The organism is Aquimarina pacifica (genome assembly GCF_000520955.1).
GTDB classification, from domain to species: domain Bacteria; phylum Bacteroidota; class Bacteroidia; order Flavobacteriales; family Flavobacteriaceae; genus Aquimarina; species Aquimarina pacifica.
The window spans coordinates 101285-122059 of sequence record NZ_JACC01000003.1 but is presented as its reverse complement, the minus strand read 5'-3'; the positions used below and the strand labels follow the sequence as shown (position 1 = coordinate 122059).

Below are 20775 nucleotides of genomic sequence, written 5' to 3'. Positions count from 1 at the left end.
TCCAAAAGAAGTTATTTAATAACAAAATGCCCTTAAAACTGAATTATATTTAAAAAAAACAAGAAACTCTAACTTGCAAATGACACGTATTTTAACTAAATTTGCAAACCGATAAACATAGTTCACATGCAGATTGATACCCTCACTTTATCTAATATTTCATTCGAAGAATATAGAGATCAAATACTTAATGACTATACCATAGCATTAATAAGTAGGGAATGTAGTCTATTAGGAAGACGTGAAGTATTAACAGGAAAGTCGAAGTTTGGAATTTTTGGAGGAGGAAAAGAGCTTCCACAACTAGCTATGGCTAGAGTTTTTCGTAATGGAGACTTTAGATCTGGATATTATCGTGATCAGACATTTATGATGGCCATTGATGAGTATTCTATCGAGCAATTTTTTGCAGGGTTATATGCTCATACAGATATCGATAAAGAACCATATGCCGCAGGAAGACAAATGGGTGGTCACTTCTCTACTCATAGTTTAAACGAGGACGGCACCTGGAAAAATCTAACACAACAAAAAAATTCTAGTTCAGATATTTCTCCTACTGCGGGTCAAATGGCTAGACTATTAGGACTGGCGCAAGCATCAAAAGTATATCGTAATGAAAAAAGTGTACAAAACAACACTAATTTTTCTATCAAAGGAAACGAAGTTGCTTGGGGTACTATAGGGAATGCAAGTACAAGTGAAGGATTATTTTGGGAAACTGTAAATGCAGGCGGTGTTCTTCAAGTACCTATGGTTATAAGCATATGGGATGATGAATATGGTATCTCGGTACATGCAAAACATCAAACAACAAAAGAAGATATTTCTCTAATTCTTGAAGGGTTTCGCCGCGATGAGAAACATGATGGATATGAACTCATAAAAGTAAACGGATGGGATTATCCTGCCCTTATGGATGCCTATGAAACTGCAGAAAAACTTGCGCGTATCAATCATATCCCTGTAATTATTCATGTTAAAGAATTAACGCAACCACAAGGACATTCGACATCAGGATCTCACGAAAGATATAAGAGTGAAGAACGGCTAAACTGGGAGCGTGAATATGATTGTAATAAAAAATTCAAAGAATGGATTATAGATCATAATATAGCTACAGCAGAAGAACTTCTTGCTATCGAAAAAAATGCAAAACAAGAAGTAAGAAAAGGTAAAAATATTGCTTGGAATGATTTTATATCAGAAATTATATCCGAACAAAAAGAAGGAATCGCCTTATTAAGAGCAGTTGAACGTAAAAGTGAAAATAAGAATTTTATTGCTCCTTTAATTACCAATCTAATAGCTAAAGAAGAACCAACCCGAAAGGATATTCTTGAATCCACAAGAAAAGCACTGAGATATATTACTAAAGAGAATTTTCCAGAAAAACTGGCACTACAGCAATGGGTAAATACATACTCTTTATCTATCAAACCTAAATATAGTGACCATTTATATAGTGAGTACGAGTCTGGTGTTACTCATATTGAAGAAGTGAAACCTATTTTTGATGAGCATTCAGAATTGGTTGATGCACGAGTGATTCTAAGAGATAATTTCGAAAAATTATTTGATAAGATTCCTGAAGCTCTAATATTTGGAGAGGACAGCGGAAAAATCGGAGACGTTAACCAAGGACTCGAAGGATTACAAGAAAAATTTGGAGAAATAAGAGTTTGCGATACGGGTATTCGTGAAGCAACTATTATAGGACAAGGGATTGGTATGGCTTTAAGAGGTCTTAGGCCTATTGCCGAAATTCAATATCTTGACTATATATTATATTGTATACAAGGTCTAAGTGATGACCTAGCCACTTTAAGATATAGAACCTTTGCGCGACAAAAAGCTCCTCTAATTATAAGAACGAGAGGACACCGACTAGAAGGAATATGGCATTCAGGATCCCAAATGGGCGGTCTTATTCACTTACTAAGAGGTATTCATATACTAGTTCCAAGAAATATGACCAAAGCCGCAGGGTTTTATAATAGTCTGATGGATAGTGATGAACCAGCAATTGTCGTCGAATGTCTTAATGGTTATAGACTAAAGGAAAAAATGCCTTCTAATTTATCTGAGATTCGAACACCAATTGGTATTGCAGAGACTATTATAGAAGGATCAGATATAACACTAGTATCCTATGGGTCTACCCTACGATTAGTAGAACAAGCTGCGAAAGAATTATTAGCTTCAGGAATACATGCAGAAGTTATTGATATACAATCATTAATCCCATTTGATCTTGATCATGAGATCAAAAAAAGTGTCAAAAAAACCAATCGATTACTAATAATTGATGAGGATGTCCCAGGTGGTGCTACTGGATATATTTTACACAAAGTTCTTGATGAGCAGAATATATATCAATATTTAGACAGTAATCCGCAAACATTATCAGCACAAGCACATAGACCTGCTTTTGGAACTGATGGAGATTACTTTAGTAAGCCTTCTGCAGAAGATATTTTTGAAAAGACATATGAGATCATGCATGAATCAGATCCAGAAAAATATCCGAAATTAAGATAATTATATTCTTTTATTGAAAGTTTTCAATCTTGAGACGTTTTCCGTCAAGGTATGAAATTACAAAAATTCGTTTACTAAATCCACCAGATGCGATTAATGCTTTTCTAAACTCTTGGGCCTCTGGCAATGTCTCAAACACCCCTAAACTCATTTTATAAAACGCTGTATCACTGTAAATTAATGCATTAGTGAATTTTTCTGAAATTGCCGATATACCATTTTGCCCTAATGTTCTTAGTTGAACAGAATATACCGTGTCTTTTTTAATCAAACTTCTGTAGAGATACAAATCTTTAATTTCCTGAATATCTTGCTTTTCATTTTTTAATGTTTCAAATTTTTCTTTGACATCCTCTAATTCATCTTCTAATAAGCTGAATTTACCAATGATACCATCATTTACTTTATTAGCACTAGATTTACTAGAATAAAAAGCATTGGCGATTAAAAAAACAGTAATTAAGAAAAAAAACAATAATAATGACCCTAGAAGTCTATTTGACTTCTTAACAGTCTTAAGCTTACTCGATTCATCCTTGAGAAGATTTTCAAGTTTTACCTGCTTGATTTCCGATTTTTCTATCTGATAATGCAATGATAGAAGGTCCTCATCTTTAATGACTTTCATTATTCGCTATTTTTGGGGTAAGTGTTCTATTCTAAAAAATATAACGCATCCAAACAATGGCTTTGTGATTACGGCAGTTTCTGTTCTGTAATTTTATATACTATTCCGTCATCGATTTCTAAAACCAAGATGGGTTTGTCAATAAGTACCTTTTTAAAAGCTTTCAAAGAAAAACTATTAGAAATCTGATTAATATTATCAGTTTTCACTCTAGCCCTATCATCAAGCTCAAGTATTACACCCTTAGGACTCTGGTTATGAATATAATAATTATTATACAGAAAATACAATGTATCACCATTTTTGTCTACATCATACTCTGCCTCACCATATTCTCTAGCCTTTTTGACCGCTTTTTTACCTTCATAATACTCAATAATATCTGCTTCTATAAAAATAACATCATTACTTTCGTAGGCTTTATTAATATAGCAATAAGTCTTTTCATACTTTTTCTTCTTCGAATTATCAGCAACAGAATCAGAAGAAAAAAGATGTCCCATTCTATTGTTAAAGTGAGTAGAATCACCATTTTTCAGACCTAAAGTATCTATACCACCATATACATACCCTTTTAATTCAGTAATTTGAGCACGTAATGAGTCATTCAAAAGAATTAACCTTTGTACATCATCCGGTTGTTCTGACTGATTACTTACTCCAGAATCTTTTTGCCAGTTTAGGGTAACATACAAGGTCCCTGCTGTTAATAACAACATTAATATAAGTATAAAAATGAAATAAAAATTACGAATCCTTTTACTTTTTCTCAAATCATCGGCCATTGACATCAGGCGATCATCCATTCGTTGCTGCTTTATATCAGTCTTTTCCATCTGATAATGCATCGATAAAAGTTCTTCTTCTTTTTTATTCATACGTTGTTATCTTAGCTTTAAGATACTAAAAATTATGGAATCCATTTAATATTTTTGAAATCTGGCTTTCGTTTTTCAAGAAATGCGTTCCTACCTTCTTTTGCCTCTTCTGTCATATATGCAAGTCTTGTTGCTTCTCCTGCAAATACTTGTTGACCCACCATACCATCATCTGTAAGGTTCATTGCAAACTTTAGCATCTTAATTGAAGTGGGGGATTTTTCTAATATTTCTTGTCCCCATTGGTACGCTGTATCTTCTAATTCATTATGAGGAATTACTGCATTAACCATTCCCATTTCATATGCTTCTTGAGCAGAATAATTTCTTCCTAGAAAGAAAATTTCGCGTGCTTTTTTTTGTCCTACCATTTTTGCCAGATACGCTGATCCATATCCTCCATCAAAACTAGTTACATCAGCATCTGTTTGTTTAAAAATAGCATGTTCTTTACTTGCCAACGTGAGATCACAAACAACATGAAGACTATGCCCTCCTCCTACTGCCCATCCGGGAACCACTGCAATGACTACCTTTGGCATAAATCTAATAAGACGTTGTACCTCGAGGATATTTAATCTATGTCTCCCATCATCACCCACATATCCTTGATGTCCTCTCGCCTTTTGATCTCCGCCGCTACAAAAACTAAATACACCGTCCTTTGTTGATGGTCCCTCTGCAGATAATAAAACTACGCCAATAGAAGTATCTTCTTGAGCATCATAAAAAGCATCATAAAGCTCACTCGTCGTATTCGGTCTAAATGCGTTACGCACATTAGGCCTATTAAATGCTATTCTAGCAATGCCGTTTGATTTTTTGTAAGTTATATCTTGATATTCTTTTACGGTTACCCAGTCTATTGAACTCATTTTTTAGTTTTTTATGAACAATCAAAAATAATACTTTAATACATATTAAGCTACATATGACATTTATATGGTTCTTGTTTTTATCGATGAAAAGCAAAAAGTTTGGACATTCTTACTACTATTCAACAATTATCGGTTCAATACATATATATTTGTGCGATGAAACGTGTTTTACTTGCCTGTTTTGTATGTATTAGCTTCATGGTATGCGGCCAAGAAAATGAGCTACATATATTCGCTATTGATGTTGAAGAATTGAATATGCCTTTAATGACAAAAAGCACAAAATTTGACACTGAAAAATATCAGCTACTCGAAGTGAATCTAGCCATTGACCTTAGGCAAACCTCTCTTAGAAAAAAGAATACGATGTACATAGAAACATCAAACAACCACACTATTCAAAAAAACTATACGCTTTCTTTATCAAAATCAAGGAAGGCTTCAGGTTTTACTATATCTGGGAATGACTATAATTTAAATAGAAAAAGTAACTATTCTGTAAAAAACACCGCCTACAAAGATGCTAGTTTGTATACAGAGTTTTTATACTATCAAAATAACAGAAACAGATATTCTACAAGACGCTTCTAGAAAAGTATTTGTAAAAAAATCTATTTTTTGATGCGTCTATTTCAAGAATATTGCGTTTAAATGTACTTAAAAAAATCAATCTAAAAGGCGAATACCATCGCTTTCAATACTTATTTTTCTTGCTTTATATAAAGCTCCTATTGCCTTTTTAAAACTTTTTTTACTAAGTTGAAAAACTTCCTTAATATCCTCTGGATCAGATTTATCATTAAGGTTAATAAAACCGCCGCTAGAAACCAGTTCTTTTAAAACCTGATCAGCATTTGGTTCTATCCCTCTAAAACCATGTCGCTGTAACGTAAGATCAATTTTACCATCAGGGCGAATTTTTTTAATAAACCCTTTAAGCTGATCTCCTGGGTTTATTTTTTGAAATATCTCATCTGCATATACCAATCCCAAATGTTTTTGATTCACAATCATATTCCACCCTTGAGGTGAAGGATGCGATGCAATAAGATCTACTTCATCATAAGATGACAATAATACTAATGAATTATCTAAAAACGAATTGGTCTTACTTGATGCCAATAATCTATTAGTCTCCTTATCTAGATAAACATAGACAAGATACCAACTACCTACTCTCATTTTTGATGCCTGCTCCTTGAACGGAACAAAAAGATCTTTTTCTAATCCCCAGTCCAAAAACGCCCCAATACCCGAAACACTTGTACACTTGAGATAGGCAAAAGAATTTACGACTGCATAAGGTTCTAAGGTGGTTGCTACAATACGTTCTGAACTATCTAAATAAACAAATACCTTTATAAGATCCCTAATTTTAAATTCATCGGGAACGTATTTATTTGGCAGTAATACTTCATCTCCATCGTCATCGCAAAGGTAAACACCTTGTTCTCTTTCTCTTACAACCTCTAAGGTATTGTAAACACCTAACTTAAGCATATTCTGTTTTTTGTGCAAAGATACTTTTTTATCCTCATCACAAAGGAAATTTAGAATGTATTATATCAAAGTTCGAATAAATCACAAGCTCATTCATTAAAATTAGATCTTTAAAAACAAAAAAATCAGACTGAAATGAGTTGACCATATTACATTAATAACAGTCAAAAAAATCAGTCTGATCCCCTATATAGTTTAAAACTCTAGTATGTTATCTTCTTACTAAATATTTTAATCAACATTTAACGCAACTGCATCTAATCTAAAACCATCAGGTATAATTGCATTTCTTTTGATTACTACAATTCCTTCTTTAACAACATAGGAATCATGGTCACAATCCTGAAGATCCGAACCACCATTAATATATACATCATTTCCGATTCTGGCATCCTTGTCAATGATCGTATTATTTATAAAACATCGATCTCCAACACCAAAAGATGGAATACCCTTGGATTGATCATTTGCTAATTCATCTATATCCTGATATGAATTACTACCAATCATATAGGTGTTTTTTATTACAGTATCTGTTCCAATTCTTGAACGTATACCAATAACGGAGCGAAATATCTCTTTAGCATTAATAATACATCCTTCTGCTATCATAGATTTATCAAGAGCTGTACCTGATATTTTTGAAGGAGGTAGAATCCTTGGTCTCGTTAGGACCGTACTACTGGTATTAAACAGGTCAAATTTTGGAATATCATCTGTTAAGCTAATATTTGCATCAAAAAAAGCTGCAACATTTCCTATATCCTCCCAATACCCTTCATATTGATAAGCAAGAACATTATGCTGCTCAATTGATTGCGGTATTATCTCTTTTCCAAAATCAATGGTATCTGGATTTGAGAGTATATCAATTAGTAACTGCTTATTAAATATATAAATCCCCATAGAGGCAAGATACTCTCTATTTTCTTTTTTCATTTCTTCGCTCACTTCAGATTCCCATCCTGGTAATCGATCGAGGCTTGGTTTTTCTGTAAAAGAAGAGATAAAGCTTTTTTCATCTGTTTTAAGAATACCAAACTGTGTTGCTTCTTTTGGTTTAACAGGAATGGTTGCTACAGATATATCTGCTCCTTTTTGGATATGCTCATCTAGCATTTCATTAAAATCCATTTGATACAATTGATCCCCCGAGAGAATTAATGCATATTCGAATTCATGATTTAATAGATGATGCATTGATTGTCTCACAGCATCTGCAGTACCTTGATACCATGTTTTATTATCGGGAGTTTGTTCTGCTGCCAATATATCAACAAAAGCATTACTAAAGGAACTAAATCTATAGGTGTTTTTTATATGCCTGTTTAAGGATGCAGAATTAAATTGCGTAAGAACAAACATACGTTTAATATCACAGTGAATACAATTAGAGATAGGAATATCAACTAATCGATATTTTCCTGCAATTGATACTGCTGGTTTGGATCGCCGATCCGTAAGTGGGGATAACCTTGTTCCTTGACCACCGCCCAAAATAATGGCAAGAACTTTTTTGTTGATCATTTAGTTTGGTATTAGAAGTTCATATATACGTTTGTATTCCTTTGCTGATCGTTCCCATGAATGATCTATTTCCATTATTTGTTTCTGTATTTCCCTATATTTTCCTTGATCTTCGTATAACGATACTGCCCTCTTCATAGAGTAACATACATCCCATACAGAAGCTTGATCATGACAAATTCCAAAACCATTATCACCAATATCAATTACAGTATCTCTTAGCCCTCCTGTTCTTCTTACTATAGGTATAGAACCGTATCTTAAGGCGTACATTTGATTAAGACCACATGGTTCTACACGAGATGGCATTAATAAAAAATCTGCACCCGCATAAACGATATGAGACAATTTTTCATCGTATCCTATGAAGGTATTATATAGTCCAGAATATTTTTCTTTCAATAAAGTTAATCGTTCTTCGGTATCCTTATTTCCAGAACCTAAAATTAAAAGACTGGCATCGATATGATTGACATCATATGCTTCCTGAACTATTTCGGGTAATAAATCTGCTCCTTTCTCTCCTACCAATCTTCCTATAAACCCAAAGAGGGGCTTATTAATATCAAAACCAAAATTATCGCATAACCACTTCTTATTTTCTTTTCTTCCAGAAACGACATTAGATATTTTATAATTTTGTATTACCATAGGGTCAGTTTCGGTATTCCAGGTATCCAAATCAATACCATTAAGTATCCCTACACACTTATCTTTCTCTTGTCTTAATAAACCTTCTAGTCCATTAGCCCGTTCTTGAAGCTCTAACATATAACTTTTAGAAACCGCGGTAACTCTAGATGCACATTTAATTGCAGATGCAAGAGGATTTATAAGCTGGTCCCAATCCAATAACCCAATTTTATTTTTATCAAAAGATGGTAAACAACCTAATTTATCATATGAAAGCTTTCCTTGGTATTGTGCATTATGAATTGTCAACACTGTCGGAATATCTCTAAGTTGTGTATATGGATCGCCATGCGCCATTAAAAAAGGGATCAAACCCGTATGGTGATCGTGACAATGAATAATATCTGGAATACCAGCCTTCGTATTCAACCAATCTAATACTACCAATTGAAAAATAATAGACCTTTCTGCATCATCTTCATAATTATAGACATTAGGCCGATCCAAAAGACCTTCGACATACACCAAATATGTTGTAAATCCCAAATCAGGACTGTTAACCTTCTCAACAGAATAAGAATAATCAGTATCCCTCATGAACACGGTACTTTTATGTACTGACTCGTATATTGCACCTTTGGTAAATTCATTTTTGTAGAACGGAATAATAACGCTAGTGTCTGTAGTGTGCGTATTTTGATATTTGGGTAACGCACTAACAACATCAGCAAGCCCACCAACCTTTGCAATGGGATAGCATTCGAAACTTATGTGAAGAATATTCATTTAAAAGCCACCTCTTATTTTTAGTGTTATTATTGTTTTCAAAAATTTACTTAAAACTATAAAAAACAGAATAAAAAGAGGCTGTTTTATTACAAAAAGATCAAAAAAAAATCAATACTTACAACCTTATTAATTTTTGAGATTTAAATCTAATAATTTATAATTTTAATGCCCATATTTTATGATTAAACTAATCAAAAAAAGTACAAACACAGTGAAATCATTAATTTTGGGATATAATTTAAACGCTATATCTATTAATATATCTTACTGTAAGGAATCATCATTTGATAATGAGTCATCTATCTCACTTAAATCAGTAGTATTATTAATAAAGTATTCTGCTTCGTGCATAGAGTCTTCGGGAGATTCTTCAATCTTTTTAATAGGATTTAGTTTTTTATCACGAATCATACCTCCTGTCATAATTAAACTTGTTCCTATAATCACAAATAAAAGTATTCCAGGTTCAAAACCTTCTACTATTGCTTCTTCAGGAATTGCATAGAACAATAATACAGTAATTAACCCTCGAGGAGCTATAAAAACTTGTGGCGAGATATCTTTTCCCATAAAAACCCTAAGTAATCCATATCTAATACCATATATAGAAATTAATATCAAAAGGCTTATTAATGTAACTTTTAGACTTAACAAAGAGGATAAGACAATAGTAATTCCGAAAATTACAAAAAACAAAGTTCGAACAACAAATGCAGTTTCTGCCGTAATAACATGTAACTCATGATAAATTGATTTTGCTTTGTCAAAATCAAGGTATCCTTTTAGCTTGCCTTGAAAAAACAATTTCATATTAGCAATCACTAATCCAAAAATTAATATAATAATAAGAGAAGACAAATGCATTTTTTTCCCTAATGCATATAATAATAAAAGTACCGCAATAAGTAAAAACAGTTTTACTTGACTTTTAATTTTCTGAAAAATCAAAATAATTGCATAACTAGCTATTAATGATATTATTACAGTTATTATCAAATTAATAAAAAAACCTCCTACCCCTGCATCTTCTGCCGGATTTAATCTGCCTGTAAGAAAATAGAAAAGCATAATTCCTAAGATATCAGAAAAGGTACTTTCGTATATATGAAATTCCTTTTTAATATCCGAAAGTGAAGAAACACTAGGAATTATAATTGCGCTAGATAAAATTGATAAAGGTGTTGCATATAGCCAGGCTGTCTGCATAGTCATTCCCGAAACAAGAGCTTTCAGAATAACTGCGGCGATAAATGTAGACGCTACCAACCCTATTAATGCAATTGCTAATGCTTTCATAATAGGTAAGAGTTTATCACTTTTAAGTTTTAACTCTAGTGCAGCCTCTAGTACTATCATTATCAAACCTACGATCCCAAGCACTTCTAGCATCGGAAAAAAATCAATAGAGTCACCAGCAAAAGCTTTAAGAATGTATTGAAGAACAATACCCAATACTATTAAAAGTAAAACAGCTGGTATATTGGTTCTTTTTGCAATACCATTAAAAATAAAAGATAAAATGATCGTAAGCGAAATACCGATGATAACATTGTAGGATGAAAAAATTTCCATTTAATAGGTCTAAGATTGAAATTATATTGGTTAATAACAGTATCGAAAAGATACTAAATTATTTTAAAGATAAAAGTATTCATCATACCAACCTTAGACTTTATTATAACCTAAATCAACACTACACACACTAACCGACTCAAAATGAACAACTACAAATGAGTATACTGCTTATTAATAAAAATTTACTGGTATCACTCAGCCAACTCTTTTCTTAAGTCATTTAATGATATATCGCTATTGATCAATCGCGTTACTACTTCTTCGCGAAATTCTTCTAGATCTTCGTAGTCATAATACTTTGCCCATTTATGAGTATCTAGTAAATTTTTTATTTGTTTGATTAGCCTACGTGTGGCATCCGCAGATCGTATTACTGCTATTTGATTGTACCCAGGGTTATCTTTGTGCATATAACTTACTTTTTTGGTCTCAAAATCGACAGAAATGTAATATGCATCCACATCGGGATCTAGGTTTTCTCTAAAATCAGTCCAATCAGCATATCCTAATCGTAAATCATCTATTTCTGCAGCAAAATCAGAAACCAAACGCCATTGGCATTTTGCCGCTCTTCCCCAGTGATTTGACAATCTATACACTCCTAATTTTGTGTAATAATAAGTACTTCCAGATTCACTCCTGTAGTTCGGTTTTCTTCTTGATATTTCTCTTAAACTTGCTCCTCTGAAAACACAATACGTTTTATTAAAAAAATTATAACGCGTATAAACTTTAATTTGTTCTTTTTCCTGAATATCCAATAGTTTCTTTTTTTTCCGATGGCAAAGGAATTAAATTTTACCAGAAAAAAAAATAAGTTTTTAACTTAATCAAAAACAATAAATTGTATTTCTTAAGAGCGGTTTCAAAATCAGGCCTTAAAACTTCTAACTTTTAATTGTTCTTGTCTGTTATATGAAAACGATAGATTGCTCCTATTCTTAAAAATAAATTACCATTCATTTCTGGGTTGATCAAATTACGGTCATCCCCAAACTCAAAAGCCGAAAGTCGAATTGGGAGCGTGTCATCTTCTGCAAACACTTCATAAGGCGCAGTAGAATAACCTCCTTGTAATCGCAACAATATACTATTGTCTAATATTCCATATTGAATATATGGTCCCAATTCTATATTTGATGCTTGAACATAGGAACCCAATACCCCTTCTTCTCTTGGTAAACTATATGATCGTACTGGGGCCTGAAATCCTAATCCTACTGAGAGAGCAGTACTAAAACGACGATTTACATCAGCGTTAATAGGTAAATTAGCCGTAATTTCCCAGTTATTATCTTCGCTCAAATAATAAAGTCCTAGTATAGGTGTCATCAGTATCCCAAAACCTTCAGTACTGGCATATGCTCCCAAACGATACTGTATGCGTTCGCTTTTTTGATACTTTAGTAATGCCACACCTCCAAAAAAGAAATGATCACCATCTGTATGTAAATCAGAACTGGCAATCTTAGGTAATAATAAATAAGTCCCAGACCAACGGTCATTATGTTTTATGTTGAGACCAGCTTTGAGAATAATTGTATTGAGCGAGAAATTGTCTGAATTTGGAGCCAATTCTAAAGTTTGTTGACTATAATCAACACCAGTGATGACTGTTGTTTTATCAGAAATAGGAATCGGGTATGTTATGCCTGCATCAAATAAAGAAATAGTAGTCTTCTCCTCAGAACCTTCGAAACCTGCATTAAAAAGGGTCCCATAATTAACCTTAATAAGATCTACATATTCTTGAGCATTTAATGACTGAAATAACAATACAATAAAAATTATAACAATAGACTTATTCATAGATAATGTAATAGGTTGATGTATTTATATGCTACCAAGTTACAATTATTTTTTATTGTATTCTTTTAGAATTCATGTTTGAATATTTCTAAATCACGTACATTTTATCTCTGATTGTTTTATTATAATCCGTCAAAATAGATCTTATACTCTATTGTTTAAACAATTAAAACAATAGAGGTTTCTACATGTATTTTATGACATTTATTACATAACAGCATAATTCACTTGCATATTTTACGGTTTTTCCGTAAGTTTATAAAACCCAATTTAAAAGATATACATAATGAACAACTCAACGCTTGCAAAAAAATTCAATGAACAGGAACTAGATGTAAAATATAAAAATATTTGGAATCGAGGAATTCATCTTTTTACGGTAGTTGATAGAAACCGTGACTTTCAATATTGTATTTTCTTTGTCGACTTACTATTTGTAGAGGTTGTCTATAACAATATTAATGGTGATATCTTAATGATTAAGAGCTTTACCGATAAGGCCAAACTTATGTTCTATATGAGAGAAGACTTCTCTTAATTTTACGAACAACAACTTAAATAAAAACTCATTTATTTGCCTTACCTAGGCAGACTTACTCTTATACCATATATTAAGAATCAATCCTGTTATTACAAGCAGCGTCCCAATAATACTAAAAAATGGATATGCATCAGAAAACCAGAATACCCCTGCTATCATAGTAAAAATTACTTCTACATACTTAAGAGACACAATTTTGTTTGTGGCTTGTGACTGAAAAGCTTTAGTCATAAAGAGCTGTCCAAAATACCCAAATATCCCAAGACTTAGTAATAATAACCACTCTACTCCAACGGGTGTTGTCCATTGAAAAATCGAAATTACACCTCCTATTATCAAAGAAATCCACATAAAATAATTTACGATAACAACTGGATGATCTCCGTGACCAATTTTATTTATAAGCACATACACTACTCCACTAGTAAGTGCAGAGCCCATAATTAATAAAAAACCAAAAGAATTAATATTAGGATCAAATCCTTTTATCATCAATACGCCTATGAAAGCCATTAAGAAGAAAATCCATTGTAATGGTTTTACACGTTCTTTAAGAAAAAAAACGGCCAGAATAGTAGCAAAAATAGGTGATAAATAGCGTAGAGAAACTGCCGATCCTATAGGTAAATAAGTAACTGACATAAAAAATAAACCCATCGAGGTAAGCCCCGCTAACCCTCTAAATACTAATAGTTTTTTTTGATTTCCTAGGATTGGAATTTTATGCCAAATCAAGTAAGTCATAGTAAAAAATAAAGATCCTATGGCTCTAAAAAAAACTAACTCTCCCCCTCCAAAATGTGACAGGTATTTAATGAATAAATTCATTACAGTAAAGCATACTGCGCTAAGCAGCATATAATATATAGCCTTTTTCATTCTCTTGATATAATTTGTGACTATTTAGTATTTCAAAATTACTTCCTCTTATCAAGGTCCTGTACTATTGAGAACATTTGAAAACTTGATAGCCAATTTCACTTTAACAATATGGCCATATACGAGTACCATTTTGCTTTTTAACCTAAGGGCAATGCTTATTTAACACAAAAAAACACGTATTTGATAAGACTCAATAATTGATTTCTTGTGCAAAATACTTTTAAGGTCGCAAAAGTAGTCAAAACAATACACTTTAAGGTGTTTGCACGAAAGGAATACCCCTTTTTATTGTTAATATTCTTTAGTTATTTAAGCATTTCATAAACAATAAAAATTGGAGGTACTTGTTAATACTAACTATCTAATAAAATAGAAAAGCTTAATTAATATATGACACCAAAAGAAAGAGGTGATTTTCAAAAAAAACAAATAAACAACTATTAATAAGACAATTAACTAAATAGAAAATATTTTAAAACAGAAAGTAAAGCCTCTTCAATCCTCTCATTTGGCATGATAATGGTATGATATTAATATATTTTATTACTTTAGTTACTTAATCTACAACCAAAACTATGAAAAGGCTGTTTCCCAAATTACTCCTTTTTTTTACACATATTATCTATTCTCAAACTTATACCGTATATGATTCTATAGAGAACACCCCTATCTCATATGCTACAATTTCATTTGGAAATGGAAACGGAACTTTTGCTGATGCAGAAGGTACTTTTAGGTTTTCAAAAAAATGGTACCCCGATATTGACTCATTATATGTATCATCTGTTGGACATAAGGAACTCGCTTTAGCTACATCCTCTTTACCCAAAAAAATAATATTGGTTCAGAATGTAGCAGAACTTAAAGAAGTAATCATTACAGCAGAAAAGAAAAGAAAGTATAAAACCAAAAAAATAGCTTCAGAAGTACATAATGACTATTTCAAAAGTTGGTTACCTACCGTAGAGTCAGAAATAGCGGTTTTTTTTTCGAAAACAAGCCAAAAATCTACTAAAATTGCATCTGTCTATTTACCCATAAAAGTAGAATCTTCTAATCAAAACGCTAAGAAAATACAATCCTTTTCTACATTATTTAAAATGCAATTTTATAGTAATAGTAATGGCGTCCCAGGAAAACGTTTATCATATGATGATATTATTTTTGAAGTAACAGAAAAAGATAAATCTAATTTTGAATTAGATATTTCAGAGTATAAAGTATTTATCCCTCAAGAAGGAATTTTTATATCTATCCAAGTATTAGGATATACAGATCCTGATGGGAAGTTACAACAAACGAAAAAATATAGTCAAATTGAGACAAGAAAAGGTATCGTAAAAGTATCTACTACTTTTAGACCACTGCTTCCTTTTACTGATAAAATTAGCAACTATAGAACTTTTACTCGAAGAATATTTTACAAAAACAGAAATTGGCAACGATTTGATAACGAGTATAGCAAAAGTAATAATCTTATAAAAAATAACAATACGAATTACGGAATGGGATTAAAGCTCTTCATTTACGAAGATGATTAATCTAGAAATGATCTTCTCTTTTTATTAAACTGTACTGCAGCACTATGACTTTCTTTTACCACCTTTTTGTTATCTGCATAATCAACAGCATCTGTAATTGTTAAGAAATAATGGTCAACACCTAATTTATCTGTAAAACCTGATCTTTTCATAAAGTCTCTAACAGGACCAATAGTTCCTACCATCAGAAGTTGAACATTTAAACCTTCGAGATATTGCTGAATATCTTCTAATACATGTAAACCTGTACTATCTATATCATGCATATTAGTATTATCGAGAATCAAAAATTTTGGAACCTTATCTCGTTTCGACACAAATCCCAAAATTGCATCTTTAAAATAGCCTGAATTACCAAAATACAATTGGTTGTCAAATCTAATAATAAGATATAATTCTGACTGTACCGCATCAGGGAATCTATTTATATTTCTGTAGTATTCTGTTTCGGGTATATTGACCAGCTCAGCAATATGCGGACGTGCACTATAATACTGAAGAAAAACAAAAGAAAGTAATACCCCAATAAAAATACCATTCTCGACCCCAAATACCAGTGTGCCAAAAAAAGTAATAATCATTACCACAAAATCTCTTCTTCTCACACTAAAAAGATATTTGGCTTCACTATAATTAATTAAACCAAACACCGAAACCAATATAATCGCCGCAAGTGTTGATTTAGGTATATGGTAGAAAAATTTTGTTAGAAATAAAAGTGATAGTACAACCATTACTACGGCTACCAATGATGACACCGTAGTCTTACCGCCCGCCTCATCATTAATTGCAGTTCGACTATAACTTCCCGATGAAGGAACAGCAAGAAAAAAGGAACCTATAACTTTGGCTATTCCTAGCGCAAATAATTCTTGATTTGGTCGAATGGTATGATCCCTGTTTTTCATTTCCATTGATTTAGCAATACCAATACTTCCTACAAACCCAATAAATGTAACAGTTACTACAGAGGGGATAAGAATGACCATTGTATCATAACTCATTTCTGGAATACTAAATTTAGGCAGTCCGCTAGGAACATCCCTAATAACCGAAACTCCTTTAGAGGTAAGATTAAAAAAATAAGATACTAATGTGGTAATTACTAATACGGTCAATGCTCCAGGAAAAGATCGCTTCCACCTTTTTAAAATATTTATTACGATAATAGACCCAACACAAATGCCCAAAGTAATCCAATTTACTTCAGAAAAATTAGTAATCGCATACCACACTGTTTGATATGAATGCTCAAAAATCGGAATATCAATGCCTAATGCTCCTTTTAATTGAGAAACGATAATAATAATCGCAGCCGCTGAGATAAAACCAGAAATAACAGGCTGAGAAATAAGATTTACTAGAAACCCCATTCTTAGCACACTCATTAAGATCTGAACAAGACCTATCAAAAACCCCATAAACAAAACCAATTGTGTAAATTCTTCTGTAAACGGAGTAGCAAGTTGACTTACACCACTCATTACTAAAATAGCAGTTACAGCTACAGGGCCTATACTTAATTGTCTAGATGTGCCAAAAAAAGAATATAGAAGCAATGGAGCCAAGCAGGCATATAACCCATAAATTGGAGGAACCCCCATTAAAAGAGCATATGCAATGGCCTGTGGTATAAGCACTACACCCACAGTAATACCTGCTATACTATCAGATCTAAAAACAGAAGCGTTATACTCCTTATTTTTAAAAACCTTAAGAAACGGAATTATTTTGTAGATTGTTTTAACGTTAACTTTAATTTTGATTTGCTCTGTAAATTTACAACACTTTATGAGCTTACACCAGAAAGAATTCTTAATTAATGTATTTACAAAAAATATAGCTTTTAAAACGTTAAAATACTTTCGATAAAAGAAAAGCTCATTGAGTACATACAATGAGCTTAACAATTCTATCTAAGATGTAAAAACTGATAAACAATAACATAACGGCTTAAACAATACACCTTAAACAACTACCAAGTATTTTCTATTAATAGGCTATAATATTTTTAAGAATTATTACTAAGATTATTAATGCTTAATACTAAAAGCACTATACTTTACGGTTGCTGTCTTATCATCACCTTCAGTATATACTCCAGCTTTTAAGTAAAAGTCATCATCATAATTGTTCCACGCACTAGTTGGGTATATAGTCTCTTCGAATCTATCTCCATCATAATCAACTCTAATTTTTGCCTTTTCTTGGCCACTAAGACCCGTCCAAATTGTAATAGTTACCTCCCCATTAGAGGCATATTTCATACCGGTATATGTTTCATAATCAGAGCTGCTTCCTGTTGGATTTGTTTCAGTTTCCTTAATTTTAAATTTTCTATCGCTATCAATATAAAGTCTTAACCAAGGTCTTTTAATGTTATTTGCTCTGTTATGAATCTGTGCAATAGTTACACCATGACTAGGGAGACTAGTATATTTTGCCGTAAATACCATTTTCTTATACTTTGTTAAGTTCGCTTCATCACCTGTTTCTTCTTTTAACTCTGTACGGTGTCCATCACCTACTAAGCATTTCATCATAACTCTGTTGTCAGAATACCTATCCATCCAAGGCTCTCCATCTACACCGCAGGCACCGTATGTATCTCTATCATCTTTATCTCCCGAATCCCAAGAAGTTTCAACTACAAGGTCACTGAAATTAACAGCTGACGAACAACTACCTCCAGAAGTAGTTTTACTGGTTAAATCCTCTGTAGAATCAATATCAGAAATTTCATCTTTAGAACATCCAACAAACGCAACAATAATACAGGAAAAAAATAATGATTTTAATATAGTAGTAGTAGTTTTCATGATTTTGGGGTTTTTTAGTTACAATGCTAAATTAACAAAAATTTTGTTAAAAAAATACGAATAACTAAACCTAAACCCCTTGTTTATTAGATTATTACAACAATTATCCCAAAAAAACACTCAAACAAAACATTCTCTAACCCCTTGTATTTACTAAGTTTTACACATACTTTAATTATGGTAAAACCATAGTTAATTAATTTTTTTTAAAAAAATAAACTTTTCGACCAAACGCTCATTTTATCGATATAAAACACATTTAATTAAGACAAAAACAGTCATAAAAGTGAAAATTAATAACATTATTGAATTTTTATCTCCGAAAAAATGATGATTTCAAAAAAATAGCCACATAACTTTAGCAAAAAATCACTTTAATCCATTAATTAGATCAATATGTGATATACTAACCTATAGATTTATTACTTTTATTCTTTCTTATTATATTTTATTCCAAAAAAATGAACGAAAGCATATTTATACCTGTTTTGGCTATTATTGGTTTTATTGCTGGTGTAATCAATACCATTGCTGGTGGTGGTTCTCTATTAACATTGCCTATGCTTATTTTTTTAGGATTACCTCCTGCCGTTGCCAATGGAACAAATCGAATCGGTATCTTTATTCAGTGCATAACCTCTGTTGCTGGTTTTAAAAGTAAAGGAATCAAACCCAGTCGATTTGGAGTTTATCTAGGAATATCTGCCTTAGTCGGTTCCTTGATAGGTGCTTCTATTGCCGTTGATATAAAAGGTGAGACTTTTAATAAAATTCTTGCTATCGTAATGGTACTGGTTGTGTTTTTTATGGTTTTCAAACCCAAAGTTAATATAGCCGATCTCGTAGAAAGAACAAAAAAGAAGCACCTTTGGATATCAATAGTTACTTTTTTCTTCATTGGTATTTATGGTGGATTTATTCAAGCCGGTGTAGGTATATTTATTCTTCTAGCGCTTACATCTATTAATTATTTGAGCCTTGTTAAGTCAAATGCTATAAAAGTATTAGTCGTGCTAATATACACTATCGGTGCACTGGCCATTTTTGCTTATAACCAACAAATTGACTATGTATATGGTCTTGTTCTCGCTTTAGGAAATGCAACCGGTGGCTGGATCGCAAGTAGATGGTCGGTAAAAAAAGGAGATGGATTGGTAAAGGTTTTCCTTGTTATTATGGTTATTGCAATGGCGATTAAGTTATGGATTGCGAACTAAGACCAAATAAAATCTCAAAATGCCCAGCGTAACCGTTAATTTCAGTAACTATACTATTATTTTTACCTTATCATGTGTGTAATATATCTAGTCTTTAGAATTTCGTTATAAAATTTCTCCTCCATTATGCGTACCTTATGATCTTGTTAATCACAAAAACTATTTTCTCATGAAAAACTATTTCTTATATACGCTTCTGCTATGTTTTGTTTTTATCAATTGTAAATCTCAAAAAAAAGAGGAAACCGGAAATAATGATAATGCAACAATAGAAACTGAAATAGAAAAAAATATAGTTGAAACAGACATTAGTATTGATCCTATAGAGCATGCTACTACTATTTTAGAATGGAAAGGGAAAATAATATATATAGATCCGAACGGTGGGATGAAAGCTTTCAAAGGCAAAAAACCAGCCAACATAGTACTTATCACAGATATTCATGGAGATCATATGAATATTGATACCTTAGACAGCCTAGACTTAGCAAAAGCAGAAATTATTGTTCCTCAAGCTGTGGCAGAAAAACTCCCCGCAAGCTATACAGACAAACTGGTTATACTTAATAATGGTGAAACCAAAGAGGTTCAAGGAATACCTATCGAAGCTATACCAATGTATAATCTTAGAGAAGAAGCATTAAAATACCACAGTAAAGGCAGAGGAAATGGCTATGTGCTTAATTTAGGTCAGAAAAGAGTCTATTTTTCTGGAGATACCGAGGATATTTCTGAAATGAGAGCCTTAAAGAACATAGATATGGCTTTTGTATGTATGAATTTGCCTTACACAATGACGGTAGAACGTGCTGCCGATGCCGTACTAGATTTTAAACCCAAACAAGTATTTCCTTATCACTATCGTGGTACCGAAGGACTCAGTGATGTTTCTAAATTTAAGAAACTTGTAGCCAAAGACCCTACTATAGAGGTGGTGCAACTAGAATGGTACCCCAACAAGAAATAATTTATTGGCTATCTAAATAAAAAAACAATGGTTGCCTTTAGAGCATTTTT

At 32.3% G+C, this 20775-nt stretch carries 18 protein-coding genes; 6 read left to right on the top strand and 12 right to left on the bottom strand.

Annotated elements, in window-relative coordinates:
- Positions 1–126 precede the first annotated feature (126 nt).
- Entirely contained in the window at positions 127–2541 is a 2415-nt protein-coding gene (locus DZ60_RS0102835; protein WP_025740319.1) for an alpha-ketoacid dehydrogenase subunit alpha/beta, read from the top strand.
- A 10-nt stretch (positions 2542–2551) separates the two neighbouring features.
- Here the strand turns inward: DZ60_RS0102835 and DZ60_RS0102830 are convergent, their stop codons facing one another.
- The 3 genes from DZ60_RS0102830 to DZ60_RS0102820 form a co-directional block, all read right to left on the bottom strand.
- Positions 2552–3169 (bottom strand): hypothetical protein, encoded by a 618-nt coding sequence (locus DZ60_RS0102830; protein ID WP_025740318.1) that lies wholly within the window; start codon positions 3167–3169, stop codon positions 2552–2554.
- A gap of 68 nt (positions 3170–3237) precedes the next feature.
- Positions 3238–4047 carry a hypothetical protein gene (locus tag DZ60_RS0102825; protein WP_025740316.1) on the bottom strand — a complete coding sequence of 270 codons (810 nt, stop codon included), beginning with the start codon at positions 4045–4047 and terminating at the stop codon, positions 3238–3240.
- Between the two features lie 32 nt (positions 4048–4079).
- Entirely contained in the window at positions 4080–4922 is an 843-nt protein-coding gene (locus DZ60_RS0102820) for a 1,4-dihydroxy-2-naphthoyl-CoA synthase (protein WP_206538649.1), read from the bottom strand.
- A 159-nt stretch (positions 4923–5081) separates the two neighbouring features.
- Here DZ60_RS0102820 and DZ60_RS0102815 point away from each other — a divergent pair, with 159 nt between their 5' ends.
- Positions 5082–5516, top strand: coding sequence for a hypothetical protein (locus tag DZ60_RS0102815; RefSeq protein WP_025740313.1), 435 nt, complete (start codon positions 5082–5084; stop codon positions 5514–5516).
- Positions 5517–5591: 75 nt separating this feature from the next.
- Here DZ60_RS0102815 and DZ60_RS0102810 read toward each other — a convergent pair whose 3' ends face one another.
- The 6 genes from DZ60_RS0102810 to DZ60_RS0102785 form a co-directional block, all read right to left on the bottom strand.
- Complete coding sequence (locus DZ60_RS0102810; protein WP_025740311.1) at positions 5592–6425, bottom strand: CvfB family protein; 834 nt, start codon at positions 6423–6425, stop codon at positions 5592–5594.
- A 231-nt stretch (positions 6426–6656) separates the two neighbouring features.
- Positions 6657–7952, bottom strand: coding sequence for a glucose-1-phosphate adenylyltransferase (locus DZ60_RS0102805; protein ID WP_025740309.1), 1296 nt, complete (start codon positions 7950–7952; stop codon positions 6657–6659).
- Entirely contained in the window at positions 7953–9371 is a 1419-nt protein-coding gene (locus tag DZ60_RS0102800) for a glycogen synthase (protein WP_025740307.1), read from the bottom strand. It abuts the gene before it with no gap.
- 267 nt (positions 9372–9638) lie between these two features.
- Positions 9639–10946, bottom strand: a complete 1308-nt coding sequence (locus tag DZ60_RS0102795; RefSeq protein ID WP_025740306.1) for a cation:proton antiporter domain-containing protein — start codon at positions 10944–10946, stop codon at positions 9639–9641.
- Positions 10947–11140: 194 nt separating this feature from the next.
- On the bottom strand, positions 11141–11710 hold the full coding sequence (locus DZ60_RS0102790) for a hypothetical protein (RefSeq protein ID WP_025740305.1): 570 nt from the start codon (positions 11708–11710) through the stop codon (positions 11141–11143).
- A 133-nt stretch (positions 11711–11843) separates the two neighbouring features.
- The gene (locus DZ60_RS0102785; protein ID WP_025740303.1) at positions 11844–12758 is read right to left on the bottom strand and encodes a DUF6268 family outer membrane beta-barrel protein; all 915 of its coding nucleotides are present in this window, start codon (positions 12756–12758) and stop codon (positions 11844–11846) included.
- 286 nt (positions 12759–13044) lie between these two features.
- Between DZ60_RS0102785 and DZ60_RS0102780 the strand changes: the two genes are divergently transcribed.
- Positions 13045–13296 carry a hypothetical protein gene (locus tag DZ60_RS0102780; RefSeq protein ID WP_025740301.1) on the top strand — a complete coding sequence of 84 codons (252 nt, stop codon included), beginning with the start codon at positions 13045–13047 and terminating at the stop codon, positions 13294–13296.
- Between the two features lie 45 nt (positions 13297–13341).
- On the opposite strand, the gene DZ60_RS0102775 is transcribed toward DZ60_RS0102780, so the two are convergent.
- The gene (locus tag DZ60_RS0102775) at positions 13342–14178 is read right to left on the bottom strand and encodes a DMT family transporter (protein WP_025740299.1); all 837 of its coding nucleotides are present in this window, start codon (positions 14176–14178) and stop codon (positions 13342–13344) included.
- Positions 14179–14756: 578 nt separating this feature from the next.
- On the opposite strand from DZ60_RS0102775, the gene DZ60_RS0102770 reads away from it, so the two are divergent.
- Entirely contained in the window at positions 14757–15722 is a 966-nt protein-coding gene (locus DZ60_RS0102770) for a peptidase associated/transthyretin-like domain-containing protein (RefSeq protein WP_025740297.1), read from the top strand.
- Here DZ60_RS0102770 and DZ60_RS0102765 read toward each other — a convergent pair.
- Positions 15719–17632: a SulP family inorganic anion transporter gene (locus DZ60_RS0102765; RefSeq protein WP_241448703.1), complete on the bottom strand. Its 1914-nt coding sequence runs from the start codon at positions 17630–17632 to the stop codon at positions 15719–15721. The two genes, DZ60_RS0102770 and DZ60_RS0102765, sit on opposite strands and share 4 nt — an antisense overlap.
- A 123-nt stretch (positions 17633–17755) precedes the next feature.
- On the bottom strand, positions 17756–18541 hold the full coding sequence (locus tag DZ60_RS0102760) for a polysaccharide lyase family 7 protein (protein ID WP_025740293.1): 786 nt from the start codon (positions 18539–18541) through the stop codon (positions 17756–17758).
- A 461-nt stretch (positions 18542–19002) separates the two neighbouring features.
- Here DZ60_RS0102760 and DZ60_RS0102755 point away from each other — a divergent pair, with 461 nt between their 5' ends.
- Together DZ60_RS0102755 and DZ60_RS0102750 are read left to right on the top strand one after the other, a co-directional pair.
- Positions 19003–19758 carry a sulfite exporter TauE/SafE family protein gene (locus DZ60_RS0102755; protein WP_025740292.1) on the top strand — a complete coding sequence of 252 codons (756 nt, stop codon included), beginning with the start codon at positions 19003–19005 and terminating at the stop codon, positions 19756–19758.
- A gap of 169 nt (positions 19759–19927) precedes the next feature.
- Complete coding sequence (locus DZ60_RS0102750; protein ID WP_025740290.1) at positions 19928–20725, top strand: MBL fold metallo-hydrolase; 798 nt, start codon at positions 19928–19930, stop codon at positions 20723–20725.
- Positions 20726–20775: the final 50 nt, after the last annotated feature.

Excerpts from the sequence above, each read along its gene's own strand:
- DZ60_RS0102760 (WP_025740293.1), bottom strand. The coding sequence starts at position 18,541 with ATGAAAACTACTACTACTATATTAAAATCATTATTTTTTTCCTGTATT.
- DZ60_RS0102795 (WP_025740306.1), bottom strand. The coding sequence starts at position 10,946 with ATGGAAATTTTTTCATCCTACAATGTTATCATCGGTATTTCGCTTACG.
- DZ60_RS0102820 (WP_206538649.1), bottom strand. The coding sequence starts at position 4,922 with ATGAGTTCAATAGACTGGGTAACCGTAAAAGAATATCAAGATATAACT.
- DZ60_RS0102770 (WP_025740297.1), top strand. The coding sequence starts at position 14,757 with ATGAAAAGGCTGTTTCCCAAATTACTCCTTTTTTTTACACATATTATC.
- DZ60_RS0102785 (WP_025740303.1), bottom strand. The coding sequence starts at position 12,758 with ATGAATAAGTCTATTGTTATAATTTTTATTGTATTGTTATTTCAGTCA.
- DZ60_RS0102815 (WP_025740313.1), top strand. The coding sequence starts at position 5,082 with ATGAAACGTGTTTTACTTGCCTGTTTTGTATGTATTAGCTTCATGGTA.
- DZ60_RS0102830 (WP_025740318.1), bottom strand. The coding sequence starts at position 3,169 with ATGAAAGTCATTAAAGATGAGGACCTTCTATCATTGCATTATCAGATA.
- DZ60_RS0102810 (WP_025740311.1), bottom strand. The coding sequence starts at position 6,425 with ATGCTTAAGTTAGGTGTTTACAATACCTTAGAGGTTGTAAGAGAAAGA.
- DZ60_RS0102780 (WP_025740301.1), top strand. The coding sequence starts at position 13,045 with ATGAACAACTCAACGCTTGCAAAAAAATTCAATGAACAGGAACTAGAT.
- DZ60_RS0102835 (WP_025740319.1), top strand. The coding sequence starts at position 127 with ATGCAGATTGATACCCTCACTTTATCTAATATTTCATTCGAAGAATAT.
- DZ60_RS0102755 (WP_025740292.1), top strand. The coding sequence starts at position 19,003 with ATGAACGAAAGCATATTTATACCTGTTTTGGCTATTATTGGTTTTATT.
- DZ60_RS0102825 (WP_025740316.1), bottom strand. The coding sequence starts at position 4,047 with ATGAATAAAAAAGAAGAAGAACTTTTATCGATGCATTATCAGATGGAA.
- DZ60_RS0102750 (WP_025740290.1), top strand. The coding sequence starts at position 19,928 with ATGAAAAACTATTTCTTATATACGCTTCTGCTATGTTTTGTTTTTATC.
- DZ60_RS0102800 (WP_025740307.1), bottom strand. The coding sequence starts at position 9,371 with ATGAATATTCTTCACATAAGTTTCGAATGCTATCCCATTGCAAAGGTT.
- DZ60_RS0102805 (WP_025740309.1), bottom strand. The coding sequence starts at position 7,952 with ATGATCAACAAAAAAGTTCTTGCCATTATTTTGGGCGGTGGTCAAGGA.
- DZ60_RS0102775 (WP_025740299.1), bottom strand. The coding sequence starts at position 14,178 with ATGAAAAAGGCTATATATTATATGCTGCTTAGCGCAGTATGCTTTACT.